The 8,136-nt window shown below is 64.4% G+C and carries 7 protein-coding genes; all 7 read right to left on the reverse strand.

Going from position 1 to position 8,136, the window contains the following annotated elements; all coding sequences use genetic code 11:
• Window positions 1-5 precede the first annotated feature (5 nt).
• The 7 genes from fliI to G7Y85_RS19270 all read right to left on the reverse strand — a co-directional run bounded on the left by fliI (window position 6) and on the right by G7Y85_RS19270 (window position 7,965).
• The gene (gene fliI, locus G7Y85_RS19240; RefSeq protein WP_166261339.1) at window positions 6-1,367 is read right to left on the reverse strand and encodes a flagellar protein export ATPase FliI; all 1,362 of its coding nucleotides are present in this window, start codon (window positions 1,365-1,367) and stop codon (window positions 6-8) included.
• Window positions 1,364-1,975, reverse strand: a complete 612-nt coding sequence (locus G7Y85_RS19245; protein ID WP_166261342.1) for a FliH/SctL family protein — start codon at window positions 1,973-1,975, stop codon at window positions 1,364-1,366. The genes fliI and G7Y85_RS19245 overlap by 4 nt, the downstream gene beginning before the upstream one ends.
• Complete coding sequence (fliG, locus tag G7Y85_RS19250; protein ID WP_166261397.1) at window positions 1,975-2,979, reverse strand: flagellar motor switch protein FliG; 1,005 nt, start codon at window positions 2,977-2,979, stop codon at window positions 1,975-1,977. Before fliG ends, G7Y85_RS19245 begins: the two co-directional genes overlap by 1 nt.
• Window positions 2,979-4,601, reverse strand: a complete 1,623-nt coding sequence (fliF, locus tag G7Y85_RS19255; RefSeq protein WP_166261345.1) for a flagellar basal-body MS-ring/collar protein FliF — start codon at window positions 4,599-4,601, stop codon at window positions 2,979-2,981. The genes fliG and fliF overlap by 1 nt, the downstream gene beginning before the upstream one ends.
• 16 nt (window positions 4,602-4,617) lie before the next feature.
• Complete coding sequence (fliE, locus tag G7Y85_RS19260; protein ID WP_166261348.1) at window positions 4,618-4,947, reverse strand: flagellar hook-basal body complex protein FliE; 330 nt, start codon at window positions 4,945-4,947, stop codon at window positions 4,618-4,620.
• A 449-nt stretch (window positions 4,948-5,396) separates the two neighbouring features.
• Entirely contained in the window at window positions 5,397-7,175 is a 1,779-nt protein-coding gene (locus G7Y85_RS19265) for an aspartyl protease family protein (RefSeq protein ID WP_206675624.1), read from the reverse strand.
• 82 nt (window positions 7,176-7,257) lie between these two features.
• Entirely contained in the window at window positions 7,258-7,965 is a 708-nt protein-coding gene (locus tag G7Y85_RS19270) for an REP-associated tyrosine transposase (protein ID WP_166261353.1), read from the reverse strand.
• Window positions 7,966-8,136: the final 171 nt, after the last annotated feature.

Genomic DNA, 8,136 nt, shown 5'->3' on the forward strand with positions numbered 1-8,136 from the left:
GTGGTTCAGGCCAGCAGCGCGTCGAGACGCTTGCGGCTGTCATTGAAGCCGGCCGCTTCGCGCACCGGCTGTTTCAGGAATTCCTCGATACGCGGCCAGCGCTCGAGGGCGGCATCGACTTTCGGGTCGGCACCGCGCTGGTAGGCGCCGATATTGATCAGGTCGCGGTTGTGCTGATACGCGGCGAACAGCGAGCGCAGGCTGCGCGCCTTCTGCAGGTGGTCTTCGCCGACCACGTCCTGCATCACGCGCGAGATCGAGGCTTCGATGTCGATCGCCGGATACAGGCCGGCATCGGCGATCGCGCGCGACAGCACGATATGGCCGTCGAGAATGCCGCGCGCGGCGTCGGCGATGGGGTCCTGCAGATCGTCGCCCTCGGTCAGCACGGTATAGAACGCGGTGATCGAGCCCTGCCCGTCGCGGCCGTTGCCGGCACGCTCGACCAGACCCGGCATGCGGGCGAACACGGACGGCGGATAACCGCGCGTGGTCGGCGGTTCGCCGACCGCAAGACCGATTTCGCGGCAGGCCTGCGCAAAGCGCGTCAGCGAATCCATCAGCAGCAGCACGTGGCGGCCACGATCGCGGAAATGTTCGGCGATCGCGGTGGCGGTGTAGGCCGCGCGCATGCGCAGCAGGGGCGAGCGATCGGCCGGCGTCGCAACCACCACGGCGCGCGCCAGGCCTTCGGCACCGAGGCTCTTGTCGAGGAATTCGCGGACTTCGCGGCCGCGCTCGCCGATCAGGCCGACGACCACGACATCGGCCTGCGTGAAGCGCGTCATCATGCCGAGCAGCGTCGACTTGCCGACGCCGGTGCCGGCAAACAGACCGAGACGCTGGCCACGGCCCACCGTCAGCAGCGCATTGATCGCGCGCACGCCGACATCGAGCGGCGTCACCACCGGCGCGCGCGCCAGCGGATTGATCGGCGTCGCGTCCAGCGGCGCGTGCATGTCGGCCTTGAGGCGGCCACGCCCATCGATCGGCAGGCCCTCGGCGTCGAGCACGCGGCCGAGCAGCGCATCACCGGCGACGATTTCGCCGCGGCCGGACTGCGGATGCACACGCGCCTGCGGCATCAGACCGCGCATCTCGCCGGTCGGCATCAGATAGGTGCGCTCGCCGGCGAAGCCGACCACTTCCGCGTCGAGACCATGACCGTCGGCGGTGTCGACCACGACGCGCGCACCGATCGGCAGGCGGATACCGACCACTTCAAGGGTAAGGCCGACGACGCGCTGCAGACGGCCTTCCGGCCGCAGGCTGCTGAGGGTCCCGGCTGCGTGCGTCTGCCGCAGCAGGCGCCCGGTCAGACGCTGCGCGGTCGCGCGTTGCCATTCATTTGTGTTGCCGGCGTTCATGGCGTGCTGCCGCTGAGCGCCGCGGCGGCAAGCGCGATGCGCGCATCCAGCCGCGCATCGAGATACGCCGATTCGGTCTGCACGCGACAGTCGCCGCGCGCCAGCTTGGCATCGTCGAAGACGCGGAAATTCTCTGCCTCCGGGGGCGGCTGCAGTTCGCCGCGCACCAGCTTCGCGTCGTCCGGATGCAGATACAGACGGATATCGCGCAGATCGGATGGCAGTGCGGCAAGCGCGCTGCGCACCAGCGTCTGCACGCGTTCCGGTGCGGACTGCAGTTCGTCATCGAGCAGGCGGCGGGCAACGGCGCAGGACAGATCGACCAGTGCGCGTTCGACTTCATCGTCCAGTGTCGCCAGGGGTCTGGCGATCTGCTCGATCAGGCCGCGCAGGCGTTCGGCCTGCCGGTTCATCTCTTCGCGGCCGGAACGCAGACCGTCGACGTAGCCGCGCTGCTTGCCTTCCTCGTAGGCTGCCGCCTCGATGTCGTCGATCGCCTGCGCGGTCAGCGGGCCCTCGCCCGCCGGCGCCTCGAACACCGGCATCTGCCAGCGCGCAAACTGTCCCTGCGCATCGTTGAGCACTTCGCTGGCGGCGCCGTCCTGCATCACACGAAGGCCTCGCCCTTGCCGCCGAGCACGATGGTGCCGGCGTCGGCAAGCCGACGGGCGATCGCGAGGATTTCCTTCTGCGCGCCCTCGACATCGGCGAGCTTGGCCGGGCCCTTGGCTTCCATGTCCTCGACCAGCATTTCGGCGGCGCGCTTGGACATGTTCTTGAGGACCTTGTCCTTGACGCGCGGATCGGCGCCCTTCAGCGCCAGCCCCAGGGTCTCGCCGGAAATCTCGCGCAGCAGTGCCTGGGTGCTGCGATCGTCGACTTCGGCGAGATCGTCGAACACGAACATCAGGTCCTGGATGCGCTGGCCGAGGTCGGCATCGACTTCGCCGATCTTGCTGGAGATCGCCTGCTCCTGGGCCGAATCCATCAGATTGAGGATGGTGGCCGCGACCTTGACGCCGCCAACGCTCGACGACTTCAGGTTGCTGCCGCCGGAGAACTGCTTCTCCATGATCTCGTCGAGCTCGCGCAGGGCCTGCGGCTGGATGCCGTCCAGCCGCGCGATGCGCATCAGCACGTCGCTGCGCATGCGTTCGGGCAGCAGCGGCAGGATTTCCGCGGCCTGATCCGGATCGAGATAGGCAAGCACGATCGCGACGATCTGCGGGTGCTCGTTGCGCACCAGATCGGCAACCGCGCGCGTCTCCATCCACTTCAGCGCTTCCAGACCCTTGCTGTTGCGGCCGAGTAGAATGCGGTCGATCAGGCCACCGGCCTTGTCGGCCCCCAGGGCATTGACCAGCACGCGCCGCACGTAGTCGTCGGCGCCGACACCGAGCGAGGTCTGGTCTTCGAGTTCGAGCACGAAGCGATCCATCACCGCGGTCGCGTGCTCGCGCGTGACATTCGACAGCGAGGCCATCGCCGCGCCGACCTTCTGCACGTCCTTGGCGCTCATGTGCTTGAGCACTTCGGCCGCCTCGCCCTCGCCGAGCGAGAGCAGCAGGATCGCCGCGCGCTCAGTGCCGCTGGTATTGGCTGCGTCGCCCATCATCCACCCTCCGCCCCGATCCAGCTTTTCACGACCTGTGCGACGCGCTTCGGATCGTCACCGACCGCCTTGCGCGCCAGCTGCAGCTTCTGGTCGTACGGAGACGGCGTGGCGACGGCCTGCAACGAAAGGCGGTCATCGACCAGCGGCTTCGTTGCCGCGGCCTGCGCGCCTCCTTCGACGGTGCCTTCGAGCGCCGGCATCGCGGTCGGCGTCGCCAGCAGCTGACGCAGCGCCGGGCGCAGGATGAACAGGATCAGCGCCAGCACCAGCAGGACGCCGCCGGTCTGGCGCGCGATCGACAACACCTGTGGCTGCTGCCAGACCGGCAGCGCTTCGATCGTCGGCACGTCGGGCTGCACGAACGCCGAGTTCTGCACCGACACGGTGTCGCCGCGCGAGGCGTCGAAGCCGACCGCTTCCTTGACCAGCGCCTCGACCTTGCCGAGCTGTTCCGGCGTCAGCGCGACCAGGGTGGTTTTCTGGTCCTTGCCCTCGCCTTCGGTTTTCGGGATGTGATCGACGAGTACCGCAACCGACAGCCGCTTCAGGCGGCCGACCGACTGGCGCGTGTGGCTGAGCGTGCGATCGAGTTCATAGGTGCGCGATTCCTGCTTGCTCTGCGACTGCACATCGCTGCCGCTGTCGGGACCGGCCAGCTGATTGAGCTTGGGATTGTTGCTCTGCGACGGCGGCTCGTTGCTGGTGGCGCCCGGCACGCCGGCGGCGGTCCTGGCACCGCGCTGCGTATCCTCGGAGATCTGTTCGCTGCGGACTTTCGCCGGGTCCGGACCGTACTGCTCGCGCGCTTCTTCGGTTTCGGCGAAATCCAGATCGGCGGCGACCTGCGCACTGACGCGGCCGGCGCCGAGCATCGGCGTCAGCAATTGCTCGATGCGGCGCTGGAAGTCGGACTCGACGCGCCGCGTGTAGTCGAACTGCTCGGCCGTGCGGGCGAGCGCGCTGTCGGCGTCATTGGTCAGCAGATGGCCGAACTGATCGATCACCGTCACCGCCGCCGGCAGCAGGCCCGGCACGCTGGACGCGACCAGATGGACGATGGACGCGACCTGATCGGCTTCCAGTGTCCGCCCGGAATACAGCTCGACGAATACCGAGGCGCTGGGCGCCTCGTCGCGGCTCGCGAAGGCCGATGGCTTGGGAATCGCCAGATGCACGCGTGCACCGCGCACTGGCTGCAGACTGCCGATCGTCCGCGCCAGCTCGGTTTCCTGGGCGTGCTGGTAACGGGCGTTCTCGACGAACTGACTGGTGCCGAACCCCTGGTCCTGCTGCATCGATTCGAAGCCCTGGCTGGCGCCATGCGGCAGACCCTGTGCGGCCAGCTTGAGGCGCGCGTCATAGAGCTGCGCCTGCGGCACGGTGACGGTGCCGCCGTCGAGCCGCATCGGAATGTCGGCCGCACGCAGGGCATCGGCGAGTTCGGCGGCATCCTTGTCGGACAGATCGCTGTAGACCGGAACGTAGCCGGGCTTCTGCGACCACGACCAGATCAGCAGGCCGACCGCGACCGCAGCGGCGATTCCGGCCAGCACGGCGAGCTGGCGCAGCGCCGGCACATCCTTGAGCTGCCGCACCGCAGGGAGAGAAACGCTTGCCATGATTCTTGCGTCCGGCTTACAGCGGCATGTTCATGATGTCCTGATACGCCGCCACCAGCCGGTTGCGTACCTCGGTCATCGCCTTGAACTGCACCTGCGCCTTGGCGCCGGCCAGCATCACGCTCGACAGCTCGACGTTCGGATCGCCGAGCGCGAACGACTTCTGCAACGCAGCAGCGTCGTTCTGTGCGCCGTTGACCTCGCTGATCGCCGTCTTCAGCACCGTCGCGAACCCGCCTTCCGGCGCCTGCGTCGCAGCGCCCGGCGCCACGCGCGCCGGCGCCGCAACCTGCGCCTGCATGCTGCGAATCTGGGCGAGAACGCTGTTGACGTTGATTTCGTTCATGGCGGCACTGCGTCGTGTCGGTTTGCAGTCAGTCAGGCAAGTCCTGTTCCCGAAGTCCGGCGTCAAGGATTCGACGCGCTTGCTTGTGCCTCGTCCTCGACATACAAGTCACGCTCGCCCACATCGCAGCGCGATGCCGCTCCATTTTTCGGCGCGCCATGTCCGGCGGCGGCTCAACTTTCGCCCGCAATCGACACCAAAGGTCCGGGTCGCGCTCGACTCCGCGAGTTGAAATCGGCGATTTTCTTGCCTCCAGGGGTTGATCGCGGGCCGAATCCACCCTGCCCTTGATCTTCCGGCGCATCGGCGCGAAACCAGACTCCCGCGCGCACCCCTGTCCGGAAATCTGGCTTGGTCGACACCGAAGGCCGCGGAAGCGACCGGCCTTCTCCAGTTCCCTACGCTGCCGTCTCACCCGCTCAATGCGATCTTGAGCAAGGCCGATGCGTCTATTTTTCCTGCTTTGATGGCTCCGCAGCCAAGCCGTATTTGATCGCAAGCGCCTCAATTTGCGGATCGAGCACGAGCGCGGCGGCTATGTCGGCTTTGCCGGCATCCGTTTCACCGCTGCGGATTTTTGCGACGCCAAGACCGTAGAGCGACCATGGGGAATGGGCTTCCTTCGTGAGGACCTGCTGGTACGCCTTGATGGATTCTGGGTAATGCCCGAGCCGCAACTCCACCAAGCCGAGGCTGTCGAGATATTCGGGTTTCTCGCCGTCGCGACTAATGGCCATTCGGCAATCTTCCAATGCATCGCTGAGCATCTGCTTGCTCAGGCCGCGTGCCCAGCAACGGGTGTTGAGAATAGAGCCGAGCATCGCGTCATCGCTGTGCAGGCGAATCCAGTCATCGAGCATGGGAAGTGCCGAAGCCGGTTGTTCGAGATCGATATAAAGATTGGCAATCGAACCCGCCAGATTCGAGCCTTCGGGGACCAAGGCGCTCGCGGCGGTGACGTCGGCCGCCGCACCCTTGCGATCTTTTTGCCACAGACGGATTTGCGCGCGCAGCAGCAAGGCATCGGCGTTCTTCGGCTCCAGGCTCAGGGATTTGTCCAGATCGGCGAGTGCCGCATCGAATTGCTTGATCGTCACCCGTGCGTTCGCGCGAGCAACGTAGAAAGCGGCTTGGTCGGGAGCCATCTCGATCGCCTTGTTCAGATTGGCAACGGCCGCGTTCGGTTCTCCGCGAGACAAAAGCGCCTGGCCCAACAGCGCGTATTCGTCCGCAGTCTTGGGAGCAGCGCCGTCATCGTCCGAGGGCAGGTCGATATCGGACTTGTCGCGATCATGCGGCGCCGCGGCAAGGCTGAATACGCGCCCGCCGTTATAAGTGAAATAAGCCTTCCTCAGGCCGTTGGCGATGAACATATGGTGGGCCAAGAGAAAGTCCACGCCGAGCAACATGTCGGTTTCACCGTCGCCGAAATCGTCGTCGATGACCAGCACCTGACTGTGCTGAATGGTTTCCGTTCCGACCGAGAAAGAGTCAACCCGCGCAAGCCAGGTTTTGACCATCCGATTGCCCACGCCGTACGTGGGGCTCATCACCTTGACATCCGGCGCATCGAGATCGATGCCGGCCCGCTTGGCGGCCTGGAGACCGAGGAAGGTGGCGGGTGACCCGGAGTCAACCAGCGCCCGGACCTTCTTGCCATTGATCGTGACGCGGACAAAGGTACGCCGGTCGCGCGAGTCGCTGGCTTGCTCGAGGTCGACGACGTTGTATTCGCCTCCAGCCTTGACCCAATAGGCGAGGACGGCCTTGTCGCAGTGGTCCGTCTTGAACAGTGTCAACTTGCCGGCAGCCAGATCAATCTCCAGGTCGACGACATCCAGCAGATTGGCGCCCAACAATCCGTAACCTGCGTCCGATCCGCCCACAATGAACTGGATGTTGTGAAGCGTGGTATCGACGATGCCGAAGTCTTTCACGCTCGCGATGCGGACACTCGAATCACCCCCGACCCCGGTGATGTAAAACCCCAACGGCGCAAAGCGGGTATCAAGCTTCAGCGCGCTTGCATTGGCGTCCGACATGGCATTGAAGAAAGCCCCGGTATCAAGAATAAAGCGCGTATCGACGCCATTGATCTGGACCATGGTCGTTGGCCGAAAGTCGATCATTTCCACCGGCAGCGTGCCGTAGTTTCTCAGCTGACAGCCATCGGCCCAAGCGTGCCCGGCACCCAGAACGCAGAGCGCGAAACCAAAAAAACGCAACACTCCCATCATTCCCCCTGTCGAGCGCCAATCCATACACGAAAGGAACATAAAGGTCATAAAGGGGGCGGAGTAAATAAATTAATCATGAATCAACTTCGATTGGCGGTTCCTTTCGCGGTCGCCCCCTCTGCTTGTAGCTGATCCGCTGCTGCAGTCGCCGCTCGATCTGGGCTTTGAATCGCTCTTTGCCGACCGGGACACAAAGATTGATCCCGATTCGTAGGCTCTGCAGATCGACCGGCTCAGGCACTTGGCGAAACAAGTTCCGATATGCCTTTTCCCGGTCGTTGTCATTGGCGCCCAGCGTCAGATAGACATCGTGCGGCTGTGTGAGATGGTCTTCCCGACCATAGGCATTGGCTTGAAAACTGGACCACGGGTAATCCGCAGGCCGACGCACCATCCCGGCGCGTACCGGATTGAGCTCGATGTAGCGGTAGCACGTCATCAGATAATACTCAGTATCGATCAGGCTGGCTTTGTGCCGTCCTTCCCAGAGCGTGCCGCTGCGCCGGTAACTGGCATTGACGTACTGGACGTAGCGCCGGCCGACTGTCTGCAGAACCCGCGAGACGCCATCCTGTTCTGCTGGCGTGATGAGCAAATGCACATGATTGGTCATCAGTACGTACGCATGCACTGCGACATCATGTTTCAAGCATGCTTCGCGCAGACACTGCAGGTAATAGCGAAAATCCTCCGGCGCCGAAAAGCAGGGCTCTCGGTTGTGACCGCGCTGGATCACGTGGCACGGAACACCTGGCAGGTAGTAGCGTGGCTTGCGCGGCATGACCGTCTCCGATCGGATCGCCCATACCCTACCATATATTTACTCCGACCCTGACCTATCCCCACAAAACAGCCATTGATTTCAGCGATGTAGGAGGTAGGCTGTGATGTAAACGGCGTGTGCATGGACTTTTTATCTTCCGAGGACACCACATCTTCGGGAGAAGTCCAT

Origin of the sequence: Solimonas terrae (genome assembly GCF_011067135.1) — a bacterium.
GTDB classification, from domain to species: domain Bacteria; phylum Pseudomonadota; class Gammaproteobacteria; order Nevskiales; family Nevskiaceae; genus Solimonas; species Solimonas terrae.

Coding starts and splice junctions, on each gene's coding strand:
- fliI (WP_166261339.1), bottom strand. CDS start 1,367: ATGAACGCCGGCAACACAAATGAATGGCAACGCGCGACCGCGCAGCGT.
- fliF (WP_166261345.1), bottom strand. CDS start 4,601: ATGGCAAGCGTTTCTCTCCCTGCGGTGCGGCAGCTCAAGGATGTGCCG.
- fliE (WP_166261348.1), bottom strand. CDS start 4,947: ATGAACGAAATCAACGTCAACAGCGTTCTCGCCCAGATTCGCAGCATG.
- fliG (WP_166261397.1), bottom strand. CDS start 2,979: ATGGGCGACGCAGCCAATACCAGCGGCACTGAGCGCGCGGCGATCCTG.
- G7Y85_RS19245 (WP_166261342.1), bottom strand. CDS start 1,975: ATGCAGGACGGCGCCGCCAGCGAAGTGCTCAACGATGCGCAGGGACAG.
- G7Y85_RS19270 (WP_166261353.1), bottom strand. CDS start 7,965: ATGCCGCGCAAGCCACGCTACTACCTGCCAGGTGTTCCGTGCCACGTG.